This window comes from Actinokineospora auranticolor, assembly GCF_002934265.1.
GTDB lineage: Bacteria > Actinomycetota > Actinomycetes > Mycobacteriales > Pseudonocardiaceae > Actinokineospora > Actinokineospora auranticolor.
In genome coordinates this window covers 40,473-58,655 of record NZ_PTIX01000027.1, presented here as the reverse complement: position 1 = coordinate 58,655, position 18,183 = coordinate 40,473, and the positions used below count along the sequence as shown (strand labels likewise).

Genomic DNA, 18,183 nt, shown 5'->3' with positions numbered 1-18,183 from the left:
CCTCCGTTTCCCGGGAACAATCCGCCCTAGCGGGTACCACCTACCCAAGTCGGGCGGACGCGTCCCGTGCCAGCGGCCAATCCGGTAGCCACGTCTGGAAAGCTGTGGCGTGTGCAGGTGGCGATACTCGGACCGCTGCGTCTCGACCACGGTGCCGGGGCGGCGGTCGCGCTGGGCGGCACCCGGCTCCGCATGCTGCTCACCCTCCTCGCCCTGCACGCCGACCGGGTCGTCCCCGCGCCCGCGCTGATCGATGGGCTCTGGGGCACCGAGCCGCCCGCCGACGCCACCAACGCGTTGCAGTCCCTGGTCTCCCGCCTGCGCCGCGCGGTGCAGACCGATGGACTCATCCAGTCCCACCCCGCCGGCTACCGGCTGGTCCTCGACCCCGACGACGTCGACGCGCACCGCTTCGAACGCCTCGCCGCCGAGGGCCGCGCCGCGCTGCGGGACGGCCGCTTCCCCGAGGCCGCCAAGACGCTGCGCGCGGCGCTCGCGCTCTGGCAGGGGCCGCCGCTGTCGGGCACCGAGGACGCCCCGTTCGCGGCCGCCGCCATCGACCGCCTGGCCGAGCTCAAGGCCGCCGCCGTCGAGGACCTGCTGGAGTCCGACGTCCGCGCGGGCAGGCACGTCGAGGTCATCCCCGAGCTGCGCACCCTGGTCGCCGAGCACCCGCTGCGGGAGCGGCTGTCCGCGCTGCTCGTGCGCGCGCTGTTTCTCGCGGGCAGGCAGGCCGACGCGCTCGCCGCGTACGAGCGCGTCCGCCAGGTGCTCGACGACCAGCTCGGCGTCGAGCCGTCCCCCGAACTCCGCGACCTGCACCTCGCCGTGCTGCGCGGCGACATCGAGCCCGCACCGGCCCCGCGCCGGGCCGTGAACGCCGCGCTGACCAGCTTCGTCGGCCGCCACGCCGAGCTGCGCGAGGTGACCCGCAGCCTCGGGGAGGCCCGGCTGGTCACCCTGGTCGGCCCGGGTGGCGCGGGCAAGACCCGGCTGTCGCGCGAGGTCGTGGCCGGGCTCGACGAGGTCACCTGGTTCGTCGAGCTGGCCGGTGTGCGCTCCGCCGAGGACGTGCCGGTCGCGACGCTGTCCGCGCTCGGCGTCCGCGAGATCCGGCTGATGGAGAACCACACCGCCACCGGGCCGCGGCCCAGCACCGGCGTCGACCGGCTGGTGGAGGTGCTGGGCGGCCAGCGCGGCGTGCTGGTGCTGGACAACTGCGAGCACCTGATCACCGCCGCCGCCCTGCTCGCCGACCTGCTGCTCGCGGGCTGCCCCCGGCTGCGGGTGCTGGCCACCAGCCGCGAGCCGCTGGCCATCACCGGCGAGGTCGTCTACCCGCTGGGCCCGCTCGGCCTGCCCGCGGAGAACGCCGAGGCGGGCGAGGTCGCCGCCGCGGACGCGGTGCGGCTGTTCACCGACCGGGCCCGCTCGGCCAGCCCCGGCTTCGAGGTCGACGCCGCCAACGCGGGTGCCGTCGGCGAGATCTGCCGCAGGCTCGACGGGCTGCCGCTGGCCCTGGAGCTGGCCGCCGCCCGGCTGCGGTCGATGACCGTCGGCCAGGTCGCCGAGCGGCTCGACGACCGCTTCCGGCTGCTCACCGGCGGCAACCGCACCGCCCTGCCCCGGCACCGCACGCTGCGCGCGGTGGTCGAGTGGAGCTGGGACCTGCTGGAGAAGCCGGAGCGGCTGGTGGCCACCCGACTGTCGGTGTTCCCGGCCCCCGCCGACCTGGCCGCGATCACCGCGGTGGCCGCCGAGGACGGCGAGTCGCTGCCCGCCGAGGACGTGGTCTACGTGCTGGCCACGCTGGTGGAGAAGTCGATCGTGGTGGCCGACGAGGGCCGCGACGGCCGGGTCCGGTACCGGATGCTGGAGACCGTCCGCGCCTACGCGGCCGAGCGGCTGACCGAGTACGGCGACGGCGACCGGGTGCGGGCGGGCTACTGCGCGTACTTCCTCGACCTGCTGGCCGAGGCCGAGCCGTACCTGCGCGGCGCGGAGCAGGTGCGGTGGCTGGCCCGGCTGCTGGCCGACCACGAGAACCTGCTCGCCGCCCTGCGCTACGCCATCGCCGCGCGCGACGCGGACGTCGCGCACCGGCTCGCGGTCAGCTCCGGCTGGTTCTGGATGGTCAGCGGCAGCCACCGCGAGGCCATGAACATGATCGCCGAGGTGGTCGAGGTCGCAGGCCCGGCCCCCGCGCACGCCCGGGCCGCCCTGCGCGCGCTGGCCGTGTTCGCGCACGCCGGGGGCGGCCTGCCGGACCGCGAGGTCATCCGGGAGGTGCGCAAGGAGCTGGTCGACACCGACGCCATCGCGCACTACCCGATCATGGCGATGCTGGAGCCGATGCTGGCCGCGTTCAGCGGCGCGGTCGACGAGGCGCTGGCCGGGCTGCGGCGCAGCGCCGAGCACCCGGACCCGTGGGTGCGCGGGCTGGCCCGGCTGGGCAGCGCGTTCCTCCTGGAGAACCAGGGCGACCTGGCCGAGGCGGAGGCCGACGCCGAGCTGGCGCTGGTGCTGTTCCGCGAGCTGGGCGACCGCTGGGGCCAGGCGATGGCGATCGGCCAGGTGTCCGAGCGGCGGGCGCTGCGGGGCGACCTGACCGGCGCGGTCGCGGCCACCGAGGAGGCGGTGCGGCTGGTCGCGGAGCTGGGCGCGGCCGACGAGCTGCCGGGGTTGATGGGCAGGCTGGCGATCCAGCAGGGCCGCGCGGGTGACGTGGACCTGGCGGTGCGGACCCTGGAGTCCGCGCTGGCGCTGGCCCGCGAGCGCGGCAGCGAGGAGACCCAGGCGCTGCTGCTGGCCTGGCTGGCGACCGCCGAGCGGCTGCGCGGCAACCTGGCCGCCGCGCGCGAGCACTTCGCCGTCGCCGACCGGTGGCTGCGCGACGCGCCCGGGCACAACGGGCACTGGCAGTCGATGTTCGGCACCGTCCGCGCCCAGCTGGCCCAGGCGGCGGGCGACCACGACGCCGCCTTCGCCGCGATGGGCGAGGCGCTCGACGGGCTGGCCGACATCCCGGACATGCCGCACTTCGGGGCCATCGGCGAGGTGGCCGCGCTGGTCCTGGCGGGCCGGGGCGACGCGGTCGCCGCCGCCCGGATGCTCGGGGTCGCCGCCGCCGTGCGCGGCGAGCCCGACCTGGGCAGCCCGGAGCTGGCCGAGCTGCGCGCCAAACTGGACGAGGTGCTCGGGGTCGACGGCCGGGTCGCGGGCTACGAGTCCGGCTTGGCGCTGGGGCAGGCCGCCGCGTTCGAGGAGCTCAAGCGGGTCCTGGGGCGCTGAGACGCCGACGGCCCCGTCCACCCGGTGCGGGTGGACGGGGCCGTCGGCTCCCCCTGGAGGTGGGTCAGCCGAGGCGCTTGCGGTAGCCGCGCAGGGCCAGCGGCAGGAACACCGCGGCGATGCCGATCGCCCACGCGAACGCGATGGCCGCGGAGCCGACCCACTCGCCGCCGAGCAGCAGGCCGCGGCCCGCGTCGGTGAGGTGGGTGACCGGGTTGATGTCGACCCAGGCCTTGAGCCAGCCCGGCAGGGTGTCGGCGGGCACGAAGGCGTTGCTGCCGAAGGTCAGCGGGAACATGAAGGCCACCAGCGTGCCGGGCACCGCCTGCGGGCTCTTGACCAGCATGCCCACCCAGACCGACACCCAGCACAGGCACAGGCCGAAGGCGATCAGCAGCACGACCGCGATCAGGAAGCGGCCCGGGTCGGTCTGCACCCGGAAGCCCATGATCGTGGCGAACACGAACAGCACGGTCAGCGTGACCACGAACCGCACGATGTCGCCGAGCACCGCGCCGATCAGCGGCGCCGACCGGGCGATCGGCATGCTGCGGAACCGGTCGAACATGCCCTTGGTGATGTCGGTGTTGAGCGCCATGCCGGTGCCGAGGCTGGCGAAGACGATGTTCTGCACCATCAGGCCGGGCAGCAGCACCTGCAGGTAGGCGTCGGTGCTGCCGCCGACGGCGCCGCCGAAGAGGTAGACGAACAGCACCAGGAAGATGATCGGCTGGAGCGTGACGTCCAGCAGCGACTCGGGGTTCTTGCGGACCTTGGTGACCGCGCGGCCCGCGAGCGCGAAGCTGTGGCGCAGGGTCTCGGAAAGGCCGACGGTGGCCGTTGGCCGGGGCAGGACGGCGGCGGTCATGCCGGGCTCCCTTCGGGGATCGGGGTGGTGCGCCCGGTGAGGGACAGGAACACCTCGTCGAGGCTGGGCAGGCGCAGACCGAGCTCGTCGGCGGTGATGCCCGCCTCGTCGAGCTTGCGCACCAGCGCGGAGAGCAGCAGCGGGTTGTCCACGGCGGTGGACAGCAGGCCCGCGTCCGCGTCGACCTGCGGCTCGGTGCCGGTCAGGTCGCGCAGGATGGTGGCGACCGCGGCGGTGTCGGCGGCCACGGTGGGCCGGACCTGCAGGCTCTGGCCGCCGGTGCGGCGCTTGAGCTCGTGCGGGGAGCCCGAGGCGATGACCTTGCCGTGGTCGATCACGGTGATCAGGTCGGCCAGCTGGTCGGCCTCTTCGAGGTACTGGGTGGTCAGCAGCACGGTCACGCCGTCGTCGACCAGGCCGCGCACCGTGGACCACACCTCGTTGCGGCTGTGCGGGTCGAGGCCGGTGGTCGGCTCGTCCAAGTACAGCACGTCGGGCCTGCCGACCAGGCTGGCCGCGAGGTCCGCGCGGCGGCGCATGCCGCCGGAGTAGGTCTTGATGGCCCGGCCCGCGGCGTCGGTCAGCTCGAACTTCGCCAGCAGCTCGGCGGCCCGCGCCTTGGCGTTCGCCTTGGACAGGCCGAGCAGCTTGCCCAGCAGCACCAGGTTCTCGGTGCCGGACAGGTCCTCGTCGATCGACGCGTACTGGCCGGTGAGCCCGATCAGGCTGCGCACGGAGTTCTGCTGGGTGGCCACGTCGTACCCCCCGACGCGCGCCCACCCCTCGTCGGCGCGCAGCAGGGTGGCCAGCACCCGCACGGCCGTGGTCTTGCCCGCCCCGTTGGGTCCGAGGACCCCCAGCACCTTGCCGGTCGGGACGGCGAGGTCGACCCCGTTCAGGGCGACCGTGGATCCGAAGCGCTTGACCAGCCCCTCGGCCTCGATTGCGTAGGACATCTTCGCCCCCTCCTTGTTCGGTACCGAGGTTCGCGCGGCGCGCTGTCAGCACCAGCACAGCCCGCTGTCAGCCCCGGACGGCGGTTGACAGGCGTTGCCCGACGGCCGACAGCGATGTCAGGCATCCTGTGACCATGGCCGATGACCAGCGGGGGAACGAACGGCGTGGCTGAGTCGACGATCGCCTACGAGGACCAGGCGCAGGAGCAGCCGGGCAAGCCCCGGCGCCGCCGCGGCGTGACTGTGTTCCTGGCGTTCCTGCTGCTCCCGGTACTGGCGCTCGGGGTCCTCCGATTGGGTGGGATCGACGGCAACAACCTGACCGTGGCCGCGCTGTCGCTGACCCCGTACGCGGCGGGCTTCGGCCTGCTGGTGACCCTGGTCTGCCTGCTGCTGCGCCGCCGGTCCCTGACCCTGATCGGCCTGGTCGCGTCGTTGTCCCTCGGTGTCCTGCTGCTGCCCCGGATCCTCCCGGACGGCGACCCGATGCCGCAGGGGCAGCACCTGCGGGTGTTGACCGCCAACCTGATGCTGGGCAAGGCGGATCCGCAGACCCTGGTCAACCTGGTGCGTGACACCCGGACCGAGGTCCTCTTCTTGCAGGAACTGACCCCGGCCGCCCTCGACGCCCTCGACGCGGCCGGAGTGGACAGACTGCTGCCCTACCGCGTGGTGCGGCCCATGGGCGGGGCGAGCGGCAGCGGGATCCTGGCGAAGGTCCCTTTGCGACAGATCGTGCTGGTGGAGAACACGGTGCTGGAGAACCCGGCGGCGGTGCTGGACCTCTCCGGGCCGGTCGACATCGAGGTCGTGGCGGTCCACATCGTGCCGCCGGTCAACAGCGACACCGACCGGAAGACGTGGCAGCGCGAACTGGCGTCCCTGCCCAACCCGGACTCGGACGGCCGCCCCCGCATCCTGGCGGGCGACTTCAACGCGACCCTCGACCACAACGCCCTGACGTCCTTCATGGCCCGCGGCTACGACGACGGGGCGGAGAAGGCGGGGGAGGGGATGCGGCCCACCTGGTCGTCGCTCAGCGACTTCGGACCGCCGGTCACCATCGACCACATCCTCGTGGACCGCCGGATCGCCGTCCCCAACGCCGCCGTGTACGACCTGCCGGGCAGCGACCACAACGCCCTCTTCGCCGAGGTCGCCCTACCGGACTAGGTCACGGCCAATACGGCGCGGCCGATTCCGCCGCGCGCGCAACGGCACTTCCGTCCACTGTGTGATTCGTCCGGGTGGCGAATTGCCGGATCGGCGCGGGATGGCCCAGCACTTCCCTGGGAGGTCCCTGTCAGGCGGCTGTGTCCATACCCGCAACGGTACCGCCGGCGCCTTTTCGTCAACGGCCCAACAGCGCCGACAGGAATGCCTCCACCGCGCCCCGATATCCGCTTTCCGCCGATTCGTGCACGAGGTGGCCGCTGCCCGGGACCACCACGTGCGTCCCGCCGGTGCGCCGGGCGATCTCCGCCTGCTGCCCGGCGGGCATCACCGTGTGCTCGGCTTCCACCACCAGGACCGGGCACCGCACCCGGTCCACCACGTCCCAATAGGACCGCTCGCCCCACTCCTGGGCGATGCCGAACAACTCCTGCGGCGGCGCGAGGAAGTGGTAGCCGTCCTCCCGTTCCTCCACGCACTCCGCGAAGTAGTCCCCGGCTGGGCCGAAGAACTCGCGCACGTGTCGTAGTGACGGGAATGGCACCGGCCACGCGTCGAATAGCGCGCGCCAGTCTTCGACCGTGCGTCCGCGCAAGTCGACGCCCGTGTCCTCGATGACGATTCCGCGCACGAGGTCCGGGTGGTCGGCGGCCAGGGCCAGGGCGTGCAGGCCGCCCATGGAATGTCCGATGACGACGGTCGGCTCGGCGAACCCGCGGGCCGCCGCGGCGGCGTCGGCGACGAAGTCCGGGGTGCGCCAGGTCCCGCCGCGGTGGGGGCTGCGGCCGTGGCCGCGCGCGTCGAAGCCGACGGCGCGGCCGTAGGCGGTGAGCCAGGGGGCGACCGGCCACCACGTGCTCGCCCGGCCCATCAGGGCGTGCAGCAGCAGGATCGGCGGTCCGTCCCCGCCGAAGTGGGTCAGGTGCGGCATGGGGCGAGTTTGCCCGAGCCAACAGCGGCGGTACGGCCCAGCCGCCATGATGGTCTGGCGAACCCCCGAGCCGTCTGGAGTGCCGCGATGCCCCGCGTCCGAGTCGTACTCGTGCTGGTGGCCGCGTTGGCGTTCACCGCCTGCACGGACACCGCGGAGCCGGGGACGCCCAAGGAGGCCCCGGGCGGGTCGCCGGGGAAGTCCCCGGCGCAGTCGCCGATCTCGGTGGCCGGCGCGGCGGGGATCGGCGACCCGTACTACCCGGACGACGGCAACGGCGGCTACGACGTCCTCGCCTACGACGTCGGCATCTCCTACGACCCCGCCACCAAGCACCTCGACGGCGACACGACGGTGACGGCCACGGCGTCGGCGGACCTGAGCCAGTACAACCTCGACCTCTCCGGCCTGGTCGTGTCCGCTGTGGAGGTCGACGGCGCCCCGGCGGAGTTCACCCGCACGGGCGATCGCGAGCTGGTGATCACCCCGGCCGCGGTCGTGCGGTCCGGCGCGCGGTTCCGCACCCGCGTGACCTACGCGGGCGAACCCACGGCCCGCGGCGACGCGGCGCTGGGCCCGAGCGGCTGGCAGATCGCCAAGTCGGGTGGCGCGTTCGCCGCCGGGGAGCCGCACTCGGCCAGCTCCTGGTACCCGGTCAACGATCACCCCCTGGACAAGGCCACTTTCCGGCTGACCGCCCGGGTGCCGGACGGCTGGAGCGTGATCTCGAACGGCCGCGAGCAGCCGCCGTCGTCGAGCGGCGGGTGGACGACGTTCACCTGGGAGGAGCCCACCCGCGTCGCGCCGTACCTGACCACGGTCGGCATCGACAAGTGGACCATCGAGCGCTCCCAACTGCCCGACGGCACCCCGGTGGTCGACGCCTACGCACCGGGCGCGGAGGGCAAGAAGCAGATCGAGGCCCGGCTGCCCGAGGTGCTGGCGTTCCTGTCGACCTGGTTCGGCCCGTACCCGCAGAGCGCGGCGGGCGGCATCTTCGTCAACGAGAGCATCGGCTTCTCCCTGGAGACCCAGACCCGCCCGATCTACGCGCAGTGGGCCGAGCTGGACGTCATCGTGCACGAGCAGGCCCACCAGTGGTTCGGCGACAGCGTGTCCCTGACCCGCTGGTCCGACATCTGCCTCAACGAGTGCCTGGCCTCGTACGCGCAGTGGCTGTGGCTGGAGCACAACGGCACGAACCTCGACGACCGCTTCCGCGCCGTCGCGACCCGCGCCAAGGACCCGTTCTGGAACCGCCCGCTGGTCGACATGGGACCCGGCAACGAGTTCACCGCCGTCTACGACAAGGGCCAGCTGGCCGTGCACGCGCTGCGCAGGCAGCTGGGCGAGGAGAAGTTCACCCGCCTGCTGCGCGAGTGGGCCGCCACCCACCGCGACGGCAACGCGGGCTGGGCGGATTTCGAGGCCATGGTCAACCGCATCGCCGAGCAGGACCTGACCCCGTTCCTCGACGCGTGGTTCCACCAACCGGGCAAACCGGCCGACCAGTTCCGCTACCCGGGCACGCTGCGCAAGTAACCTGGCGGCATGGCTGTCGTGAAGATCAACGCGATCGAGGTCCCCGAGGGCGCGGGCCCAGAGCTGGAGCGGCGCTTCGCCGCGCGCCTCGGTGCCGTGGAGGGCGAGCCCGGCTTCCTCGGCTTCGAGCTGCTGCGCCCGACCGGGGGCGAGACCAGGTACTTCGTCTACACCAGGTGATAGAAGTGTTCTATGGGAAATACCGTCACACTGACCGACGAAGAGTTGGACATGATCAAGGCCGGGTTACTCATCCCGGTCGCTGGGTACGCGCGGATCAGCAAGGATGACGAGAAGGACCGCCACGGAGTCAAGGACCAGCATCGCGACAACAGGGTGAACGCCAGGAAGTACGGTTGGATCGTCGTCTACGAGTACGAGGACAACGACCGATCCGCCAGCAAGCCCAACGTTGTGCGCAAAGACTTCGAGACGATGCTAGTAGCGCTCCGTCGCGGCAGGACTACAGAAGGCGTTGAGATCCGAGGCGTGATCGTTGTTCATGAGGACCGACTTATCCGGCGTCCGGGTGATTACGAGCGATTCGTTGAAGAGTTCACCTTGGATGATGGTCGCGTCTATGCGGATGAACAAGGCAAGAAAGACCTCTACTCGGACGACGTGGAAACCATGGGTCTCATGGGGGCTGTGATCTCCAAGGCCGAGTCGAGAAGGATGCGCAAGCGAGCGCGCAACAACCACCGCCGCCGCGCAGCGGAGGGTAAGGTCCCCCGTGGCAAGCCTCGGTTTGGATGGCTCGAAGATAAGATCACGGCGCATCCGGTGAACGGTCGCGCTATCAATAAGGCTGCGAAAGACTTCATTGCTGGCCGCTCAACAGCTTCCATCACCTTGGAATGGCGCAGGAAGGGAATCCTTACGACCGAGGGCAATCAATTCAAGCAGCAGACCTTGGCGCTTGTGCTGAAGAATCCTCGGATCTGCGGGTATCGCAGCATCAACGGCCAGCTTGTGTGTGACGAAAAGGGCAACCCGATCGTTGGGGAGTGGGATGCGCTGGTCACCCCCGCAGAATGGAAGAAGATCGACGCGATTTTCAAGGCTCGACGGGGAAAGGTTGTCGGACCTAGTGGTGAGACGGCAGGAGAGTTGGGCCTGCGTGAACCCAAGTACCTGCTTACCGGCCTAGCGCGGTGCGGCAAGCCCAAGGCCGACGGGTCGCTTTGCCTTACACGTCACCGGATCACCTGGGTACCCAAGCACTCTTGGCACAACTATTCATGTCAGCCAAGGTGCAACGGAGGGTGCGCGGGGACCGCTCGCCAAGGGCCGGCGGTCGATGAGTTCGTCACGGAAGCCGTGCTCGCCAAACTTGAGGAGGTTACCGCGTTTGACGTCACGGATGTTGAGTGGGAAGGGCAGGAACAACTAGACGACAGGTATAGGCGGCTGTCCGCGCTAAAGACGCAGTACGCGTCTGGAGGAATCTCGGACGGGTTCTTCTTTGAGACCGTGCGCTCTCTTGAAGTCGAGATCGACCGCCTCAGAGGAGAGCAGCGAAAGTTTGTACTCTCGGGGCAGCAGGCGCTGACGACCACGGCGAACATTCGAGAACGGTGGTTTGCGGATGACCCCGATGTGGCGCTGGACCTGTCGCAGAAGCGGGCTTTTTTGCGGCTCGCGCTGCACGCTGTTGTCATTCACCCCGCAGGCAAGGGTGGGCGATTCAATCCTGACCTGTTGGAACTGCGATGGCGGAAGGAGATCCAGGTGCCGAGTCTCGCGGCAGCGTAGGGATTTTGAGTTCCACTCCGAGAATCTGACCAGCACGGACCCACATGTCGGCGCCCCACTGGGGGGACTTCGCGGCCTCTTTCTGGCCCCACTCTTTCGGCGTCATCTGGGCTCCCTGTAGGTAGCGGTTGAAGGCTGGGTCGAACAGGTCTGCTGTTCGACCCAGCCGATTCCTGTCTGGCGGGGCTACAGCGACGGTGTTACTCGCTGGGTGTCAGGGGACGGCCCTGGTCGTCGCGGGGGTCGGATAGCGGGGTCACCTTGGGCTCGGCGAGGACGACGATGCCGAGGCTGCCGAGCAGGATGAGGACGGCGGTGATGACGCCTTGGATGGCGTTGCCTTGGGTGGGTGTGATGACGCCGCTGTTGGCGAGTCCGGCGATGAGGGCGGTGATGCCGCCGACGATCCGGGCGGCGGTGCGGAGGGGGCGGGGTCGTTCCGTGCGGGGTTGGGTCATGGCTGTACCTCCGGGTCAGGGCAGGCGGATGATCTGGCCGGGGAAGATGCGGTCGGGGTCGGCGATGGCGTTGAGGCGGGCGAGTTCACGCCAGGTGGTTCCGTTGCGCTGGGCGATGGCGGAGAGGGTGTCTCCGGATCGGACGGTGTGGAAGCGGCCTGCTGCCGGGGTGGTGAGGGTGAGCACCTGGCCGGGGAAGATCCGGTCGGGGTTGCTGATCCCGTTGGTGCGGGCGAGTTCCTGCCAGGTGGTTCCGTTGCGCTGGGCGATGGCGGAGAGGGTGTCGCCCTCGCGCACGGTGTAGGTGGTCGGCGCGGGGGCCGGGTTCGGTGAAGGGTTGGGGGCAGGTGCGGGAGCGGGGGCCGCGCCGAGGGTGAGGTGGTCGAGGCTGTACCCGGCCATGGTGGCGTTGCGGTCGACCTTGCCGGGGATGCCTGGTACGACCCCGCTGTTGGTGTGCTGGTGCAGCGCCAGGCGGGGGTGTGACCAGCCGGGGGAGCCTGGCTGTCCGTTGTAGCGGGCGATCCAGAGGAACACGTCCGCGTCGGCCCATTCGTCGGGCCGTAGGACGTGGGTCCACCAGTCGCTGTTGGCGTACACCAGTACCTTGCGGATGCCGGTGACGGCGCGCAGGCGGGTGATGAACGCGGCGACGAACGGGTTGCCGTTGTCGCGGAGGTCGGCGTTTTCCATGTCGAGCATCGGGGCCAGGGACCCGGGGGCGAGCAGCCCGCGGGCTCGGAGCTGCCCGGCGAAGTGGTCGACCTGGGCGTTGATGTTGACGTCGCGGGCGAAGTGGTAGCCGCCGACGTGCAGGCCCGCGCCCTTGGCGCCGTTGACGTGGCTGACGGAGGCGTTGTCGATGTAGTCGACGCCCTCGGTCAGCTTCACCGATGCGTAGGAGATTCCGTTACCGCGTACCGCACCGAAATCGGTGACGCGGTTCCAGTGGGAAAGGTCGATGCCGTAGTCGGTCATGTGCTGTGTGGTTCTCCTGTGGGCGAACAAAAAGAGCCCGCCACCGGGTGGTGACGGGCTCGGGTCGGGTTGGGTCAGGACTGGACGCCGGAGGCGTAGGCAAAGGTGGCGCGGATCGCACCGGTCCCAGCGGTGCGCCGGGCTTCCAGGTGGACAGCGCGGTTCTCGCCGTGCAGGCCGGGCATGGGTTGGCGCCAGAAGCGGTAGTCGATCACGTATCCCACGGGTGCGGACGCGAGGATCACCCCGCTGCCCTCATCGCGCAGACGGACTTCCCCGCGCGTGTCCGGGTTGTCGCTGGTGCAGCGCACGTGTGCGTCGAGGTAGGGGTGTTGGCGGTTGAGGGTCGCGGTTTCGAGTGCTTCCCAGTCGCTGGATGTTGTTGCGGCCCAGTCGGTGTAGCGGGAGCGAGCCACGGTGTGCGGGATGTAGGGGCGAGCCAGACCCGCGCCGGAGTCGACGTCATCGCCGACGATGATGTTGCCGCTGTAGTCCCAGATGGCTACGTACTGGCGGTAGCCCTTGTTCTGGGGGTTGTCGTCCATGACGGTGATGCGCCACCGGCCGCGATCGTCACTGATCGCGGTGATCGGCTGGGGTGTGCCGTCCGGGCGGGCCATTGTCCCGGCGAGGCCGCCGACGAGGAACACGACTTGCCCGTCCTGGTCGATGAGCTTGATCCCGCCCAGGTCGCGAATCTCGATGCCGCCACTGGAGATAACCGCGTTGGACAGGGTTCCGCGCGCGAGTTCGTCGACCTGTCGCTCCAGGGCGGTGATGCGGTGGGCGAGATCGTCGGGGCTGGAGGTGACGGGCACGGTGTCCTTTCAGGAGACGGCGGGGACCGGGGCCAGGGTGAGATCCACGGTGTGCGGCGAGCTGCCCCGGTAGGTGATGGCGGTGATGCGCCGCCGCCGCTGCCCTGCGAGGGTGAGCCGGTCGGGGCGCGGGGTCAGGACGATGTGGTCGCCGACCAGGTAGCGGCCGAGGCGCGGGTCGGTGTCGGTGCGCACGGTGGCGCTGTCGCGGGTGACTCCGGTCCGCATGACGTCGAGGTAGCCGCGGGCGTGCGCGGCCAGTACGGCGGGGCGCTTCTCGCTGGTATGACTGGTGATGACGGCGTCGAGGGCGGGCCACCCGGCCCGGGGCAGCGCGTCGTTGGACGCGCGGCCGATCAGTCGCCCGCGCTCGACGCCGTCCCCGGGAACGGTCACGGCGTCGGCCATCGCCGAACCGTCTTCGTCCCAGCCGTAGGCGACGAGCTGGCGGCCGTGGTCGACGTGCCACAGCTCACCGCTTTGGGCGAGTGTCGGGGTGCCGACGCGCATCACCCACTCGACCCCGGCGCGGTCGGCCCGGTATCGGGGAAGAAAGTGCAGGTCGGGGCCGTTCTCGGAGCGTGTGAGCTGGCCGAGCCGTTCGCCCACTGTCGCCAGCTCGTGCCCGAAGTAGGTGCGGTCCTCGTCGCCGGAGTTGTCCAGTCTCGGCAGCAACAGGGGTAGTTCTCCATAGGGGCGGGTCAGCGCGGCGCGGACGATGTCGAGCGCGACGCCGGGCAGTGACCGGTAGGTCAGCACCAGGTCCGCGCGCGGGTCGGTGAAGGCCCAGTCGCCGTAGCGGGCCAGGATGCGATGGTCGAACACCGCCCATAGCCCAGCGGCGGTTACGTCCAGCTCATCCACGCCCGCGCGGCGGGTACGGGAAATGACCGGCCCGGCCCACAACACCCGTTCGGTGTCCGCGATTGCCAGGTAATGACGCCACGGTGCGGTGACGGCACGGATATCGACTTCCCGTGGCACCGCGTCCAAGATCAGTGTCGTGCGCGCGGAACCGGCGGCGGAGAGCTGATCGGTGTAGTCGGCGGGCGCGTCCAGCTCGGCGACGATCTCGCCGGTCCGGAGATGCCCAAGCAGCAGGCGGGGCAGGGACGCGCACCCCCTGTCCTGCTGGGGCCATGACGATGAGCCCTAGACCGGTCCGACGGGCTCACGCGATACCCACAGGTGGCTGTTGTAGGGGGTGATTGCCCATGTGCCGTCGCCGAACAGGCGGGCGATGGTGAGGTAGACCGTGTGGGGGCCGGTGAGAATCCCGGTGCCGCGTGTCTGGGTCTGGAACCATCCGCCGCTGTTGGTGGGGCCGACACCGACGCCGAAGATGCCCCCGGTGGGACTGTCCAAGCGCAGGAACAGGTCGGCACGGCAGTTGGTCGTGACGATCTCGGCCGATGCCTGGGCGGTGATGCGGTAGGGCCAGCCTGGGTCGGGGATGTCGACACTGTTGATGTCGGCGTTGTCGCGGATGCCGGTGCGCACGGTGAAGCGGTTACCTTCGCCGGTCCAGCCGGGTGTGCCGGCTCGCCAGCGTTCGCCGTCCCAGGTTTCCAGGCCGGTGGGCCGGTAGCGGGCGTGGCCCGGGTAGGCGCCGGGGTCGGTTTGTGCGTCGCCGGGGAGCAGGACACCGATCCCGCCGCGGGTTCCGGCGGCGCGGCGCAGGTCGGTGCGCATCGAGGTGGAGAGTTGGCGGGTCGCGGGTGGGAGCGCGAAGGATGCGAGCGGGATCGCGCCGGGCGGCAAGGGCGGGGCAACGGGTTCGGGCGCGGCTTGACCGGTGACGGGTTCGATGACGAACGCGCTGCGGGCGTCGCCGAGCCGTTCGTCGTAGACGCGTGCCACGATCAGGTCCACGCGAGGCAGGGAGGGGTCCGCCGGGTCGAGCTCGACGCGGCCGGTGTCGTCCAGGGTGCAGATGTAGGGGCCTTGTCCGGTGCGTTCGATGACGCATTGGCCCACGCCGATGGTGACGCCCAGGCCGTCGTTGGCGCGCAGCAGCGGGCGTAGGTCGGCGATCACGCCGCTGTCGGTGCGGGTGGGCAGGACTCCGGAGGACCAGCCCATGAGGCGACCGGGTGCGGGTGCGAGGATCGCGCCGAGTGCGTAGCGGGCGTCTCGTTCGCTGATGCGGCGGTTGACCGCCCAGGGGTCGAGTCCGTCGACGGTGGTCGGCATCCGGGGCTCCTTCGTGGTCGGTCACCACCAGGCCGACCGCCACGCGAGGGTCAGTGACGCGGTGGGGTTGGGGCGGTCGTTGTGGGTGAGGACGAAGACCCCGGGGATGCCGGGGTGCAGGGTGAACGCGTCCCAGTCGGTCACGATGGCGCGGGCGCGGGCGGAGACGCCGTCGAGCTGGACGAGCCGCTGCCGGGTGTCGATGACCAGCCGTTGGTCTGCGGTGATCGGGTCCAGGAACGTCACGGTCGCCCGGTCGCGGGTGACGATGACCGGTGGGGTGAGCGGGCCGGTCAGGGTGAGGACGGGCGCGGTGTCGGCGGTGCCGGTGTTGGTGGCGGTGAGGCGTCCGGTGTGCTCCTGGGGGCCGAAGTCCAGGCCGGTCCCGTCGAAGCCGAGACCGGGCGCGGTGAAGTCCAACCCGCCGGTCGCGGAGGGGGCGGGCAGCCGGGTGGCGGCGGTCTGCTCGGGGCCGTACTTGCGGGGGTCGGCGGCCACGAGCTGTAGGGAGAAGTCCAGCCACAGCCCGCCGGGCCGGATGGTGACCAAGGTCGGGTCCTCCTGGACGACCTCGGCGACCAGGTCGCCGGTTTCCTCGGTGCAGGTCAGCGGATACCGGCCCGCGGGCTCCGCGCACAGCGCGGCCAGGCGGTGTTCGGCGTCGCGGCGGGCCTCCCAGGTGGGCGAGTAGACCCAGCCGTCAAGTCGGATCGTGCGCGCCTCGCGGTAGACGGTGCCGGGCCATGAGCCGTGGTCGCCGGTACGTGGCGCGGCCAGCGAGTCACGAACACCGGGCGAGGCGGACCAGCCGGTCACCCGGTCGATCACCCATTCCCGGCCCGCCGCGTCGGGCGGGCCGTTGAACACCAGGCCGTCAAGGGTCCAGCGGACCCGGAGGGGGAGCCCCGAGGGCGGCACGGGGCATCACCCCCTCCGGCTGGTCCGTCGCGTCCTAGGGCAGTCCGCCGGTACGCAGTGCGTAGCCGATCTGCCTGTTGGCGGCGGTGGCGATGGACCAGGGCGATTGGTCCGGGTGCGGGGTGATGCTCTGGTTGACCGTGACGCCCGCACCTGCCCCGGCGGCGGTGGTGTCGAAGTCGGCGCGCACGGGGTCGAACGTGGCGGCGTTGGCGAGTCGATCGGCCGCGCGCGCGGCCAGCGGTGTGGCGTCGGCGATGCCGCGCGCGAACCCCTCGGCGGTGAATGCGCCGATCTGGTGCATTCGTCGGGACGGACTGGCGATGCCGAGCCACGACAGCACATCGCCCACGGCGTCCTTGACCAGGTTCAGCAGGAACCGGCCCACGGCGCTTGCGGCCTCGCGTAGGCCGTTGAGCAGGCCGGAGATGATGTTGCGGCCGGTTTGGAGCAGCAGACTTCCCAGGTCCCCCAGGGCATCGATGATGCGGCCGGGCAGGCCGCGCAGCCAGGCCAGCATGTCGCCCAGGGTGTTGACGGCGCCGTCACGGACGCCACGGAACCACCCCAGGACGCGGCCCGGGAGCTGGCCGATCCAGCCGACCACGTCGAGCACGTCCCGCACCCGAGCGCCCACCCAGTCTGACACCGCGCGCCAGATCTCGATCGTCTTCGCCTTGATGGCGTCCCAGTTGGTCACGACCAGCACGACCAGGGTGACGATCGCCAACGCGATGGCGGTGAACGGGTTTGTGGCGAACGCGACCTTCATCAGGTTGAAAGCCATGGTCACCGCCCGTACCGAAGTGACCACAAAGGACAGTGCGCTTGCCAGCGGACCGGCGACGGCCGCGAGGGTGCCCAGCCCGATGACCAGCGGCCCCAGCCATCCCGCGTTCTGGGCCAGGAAGGACGAGAGCTGGGCGAGCAGCGGCCCGGCGAGCTGGAGCCCCAGGACCAGCGCGCCCCCGATCTGGGTCGCGAACTGGGACAGGGCGGGCAGCAGGTTGATCAAGGCCGGGGCCAGCTCGGTCAGGGCGGCACCGAACACGCCGGAGGCGGCTTCGCCTGCGGCGGCGAGGAAGTCCGCGAGCTTGGACAGGACCTCGGTCCCCTCGGCGCTCTTGAGAAACGCGCTGAGTTGACCGGTCGCGTCGACCAGGAAGGCGAGGAAACCACCGCCGTCATTGAGCGCACCGAACACGGTGCGCACGATGGAGCCGATGTTGCGCAGGAGCTGCCACATCTGCGACAGCGTCGACAGACCCTCCCCGATCCAGGTCTTGAGCTGGCCGCTCTGGCGGGCCTGGGCGATGAAGTCGGCGAAGCGCTGCGCCGAGGCGGCAAGGCTGGACGCCAGTTGCGGAAGGAACTCCGATCCTACGGCGGCGATGTCGCGGAACGCTTGAGCGACCGCGACCCCGGCGGGGTTGAGCCGGGCCAGGGAATCCCGGACGTTGTCCAGGATGGCCCCGGTGTCCGATAAGGACTGGGACGAGGTGAGGAACGCTGAGAAGCCGCGCGCCCCCGTGTTGAGTTCGGAGGCGATCCCGCCGAGCCCGGACCGCAGGACCGGCAGATACGAGCCACCGAGGCGGGTGACCTCCTGGCCCATCCCGGCGAACAGCCGCTGCTGAACATCCAACCGCAACCCGGCAAAGCTGGGTTGCAGGTCCTTGACCGCCTGGGCGGTCTCCCGCGCCGAGGGCGCGAGCTTGGCCAGCGCGTCAGCGAACGCCGCCGGGTCATCCAGGCTCGACAGCGCGTCGCCGAAACCCTGGAATCCCAGGACAAGGGTTGCGATGGTCGCGGCGGCAGCGGCCCCGGCGGCGGGGAGCAGCAGCAGCGCGCCCGACGCCGACACAGCGGCGGACGCGATCCCGATCAGCGACTGGGCGGCACCGGCGGCGTTGCCGATGGACAGGGTGGTCCCCGCCACCCGACCGAATGCCGCGCCGATGGCGCGGGCCTGGTCCAGCGCCCGCTTGTCCACCTCCACCGACAGGTGGACGGTGTCCCCGGACAGCCGCGCGACCAGCTCACGCCAGCGCGTCTGGACGGTGGCGTCGTCCAGCTCGGCCGCGACGGTGACGGCGGCGGCCCGCTCGGCGGTGTCGGCGACCCGCCGCGCGTCGGCGGCGAGCCCGGCCGCGTCCAGGACAGCGGGGATACGCACCACGCTGGTGCGCTCGACCCGGTCCAGGTAGCGGGACAGGGACCTTCCGAACGCGTCGGTGCCGGGCAGGACCCGGACACGGACACGGCCGATCTCGCGGCCACCGGGGTCCGCCAAGGGGGTACA

General features: G+C 71.0%; 14 protein-coding genes and 1 pseudogene. 5 read left to right on the top strand and 10 right to left on the bottom strand.

The features are described 5' to 3' along the window. The first annotated feature begins 117 nt into the window (after positions 1-117). A complete protein-coding gene (locus CLV40_RS31580; protein WP_146108319.1) occupies positions 118-3,291 on the top strand; it encodes an AfsR/SARP family transcriptional regulator in 3,174 nt (1,057 codons plus the stop codon). Positions 3,292-3,355: 64 nt separating this feature from the next. On the opposite strand, the gene CLV40_RS31575 is transcribed toward CLV40_RS31580, so the two are convergent. Beyond that, positions 3,356-4,159 carry an ABC transporter permease gene (locus tag CLV40_RS31575; protein ID WP_104482672.1) on the bottom strand — a complete coding sequence of 268 codons (804 nt, stop codon included), beginning with the start codon at positions 4,157-4,159 and terminating at the stop codon, positions 3,356-3,358. Beyond that, positions 4,156-5,115 (bottom strand): ATP-binding cassette domain-containing protein, encoded by a 960-nt coding sequence (locus CLV40_RS31570; RefSeq protein ID WP_104482671.1) that lies wholly within the window; start codon positions 5,113-5,115, stop codon positions 4,156-4,158. Before CLV40_RS31570 ends, CLV40_RS31575 begins: the two co-directional genes overlap by 4 nt. A gap of 165 nt (positions 5,116-5,280) precedes the next feature. Here CLV40_RS31570 and CLV40_RS31565 point away from each other — a divergent pair, with 165 nt between their 5' ends. Beyond that, the gene (locus CLV40_RS31565) at positions 5,281-6,288 is read left to right on the top strand and encodes an endonuclease/exonuclease/phosphatase family protein (protein ID WP_181043858.1); all 1,008 of its coding nucleotides are present in this window, start codon (positions 5,281-5,283) and stop codon (positions 6,286-6,288) included. A gap of 178 nt (positions 6,289-6,466) precedes the next feature. On the opposite strand, the gene CLV40_RS31560 is transcribed toward CLV40_RS31565, so the two are convergent. Then, a complete protein-coding gene (locus CLV40_RS31560) occupies positions 6,467-7,219 on the bottom strand; it encodes an alpha/beta fold hydrolase (protein ID WP_104482669.1) in 753 nt (250 codons plus the stop codon). A gap of 87 nt (positions 7,220-7,306) precedes the next feature. On the opposite strand from CLV40_RS31560, the gene CLV40_RS31555 reads away from it, so the two are divergent. The 3 genes and pseudogenes from CLV40_RS31555 to CLV40_RS31545 all read left to right on the top strand — a co-directional run bounded on the left by CLV40_RS31555 (position 7,307) and on the right by CLV40_RS31545 (position 10,516). Beyond that, complete coding sequence (locus CLV40_RS31555; protein ID WP_104482668.1) at positions 7,307-8,761, top strand: M1 family metallopeptidase; 1,455 nt, start codon at positions 7,307-7,309, stop codon at positions 8,759-8,761. A gap of 9 nt (positions 8,762-8,770) precedes the next feature. Continuing rightward, a pseudogene (locus CLV40_RS31550) lies at positions 8,771-8,935 on the top strand (antibiotic biosynthesis monooxygenase family protein); the annotation flags it as partial. A gap of 18 nt (positions 8,936-8,953) precedes the next feature. Continuing rightward, positions 8,954-10,516 (top strand): recombinase family protein, encoded by a 1,563-nt coding sequence (locus CLV40_RS31545; RefSeq protein WP_104482666.1) that lies wholly within the window; start codon positions 8,954-8,956, stop codon positions 10,514-10,516. A 200-nt stretch (positions 10,517-10,716) separates the two neighbouring features. Here CLV40_RS31545 and CLV40_RS31540 read toward each other — a convergent pair whose 3' ends face one another. From CLV40_RS31540 to CLV40_RS31510, 7 genes are all read right to left on the bottom strand, one after another. Continuing rightward, positions 10,717-10,974, bottom strand: coding sequence for a hypothetical protein (locus tag CLV40_RS31540; RefSeq protein ID WP_104482665.1), 258 nt, complete (start codon positions 10,972-10,974; stop codon positions 10,717-10,719). A 15-nt stretch (positions 10,975-10,989) separates the two neighbouring features. Continuing rightward, positions 10,990-11,952, bottom strand: a complete 963-nt coding sequence (locus CLV40_RS31535) for a LysM peptidoglycan-binding domain-containing protein (RefSeq protein WP_104482664.1) — start codon at positions 11,950-11,952, stop codon at positions 10,990-10,992. A gap of 74 nt (positions 11,953-12,026) precedes the next feature. Continuing rightward, entirely contained in the window at positions 12,027-12,770 is a 744-nt protein-coding gene (locus CLV40_RS31530) for a hypothetical protein (protein WP_104482663.1), read from the bottom strand. Between the two features lie 9 nt (positions 12,771-12,779). Continuing rightward, entirely contained in the window at positions 12,780-13,595 is an 816-nt protein-coding gene (locus tag CLV40_RS31525) for a hypothetical protein (RefSeq protein WP_104482662.1), read from the bottom strand. Positions 13,596-13,922: 327 nt separating this feature from the next. Beyond that, complete coding sequence (locus CLV40_RS31520) at positions 13,923-14,963, bottom strand: carbohydrate-binding protein (RefSeq protein WP_104482661.1); 1,041 nt, start codon at positions 14,961-14,963, stop codon at positions 13,923-13,925. Positions 14,964-14,984: 21 nt separating this feature from the next. Continuing rightward, positions 14,985-15,881 carry a phage tail family protein gene (locus tag CLV40_RS31515; protein WP_104482660.1) on the bottom strand — a complete coding sequence of 299 codons (897 nt, stop codon included), beginning with the start codon at positions 15,879-15,881 and terminating at the stop codon, positions 14,985-14,987. A gap of 34 nt (positions 15,882-15,915) precedes the next feature. Beyond that, on the bottom strand, positions 15,916-18,174 hold the full coding sequence (locus tag CLV40_RS31510) for a phage tail protein (RefSeq protein WP_104482659.1): 2,259 nt from the start codon (positions 18,172-18,174) through the stop codon (positions 15,916-15,918). Between the last annotated feature and the right edge of the window lie 9 nt (positions 18,175-18,183).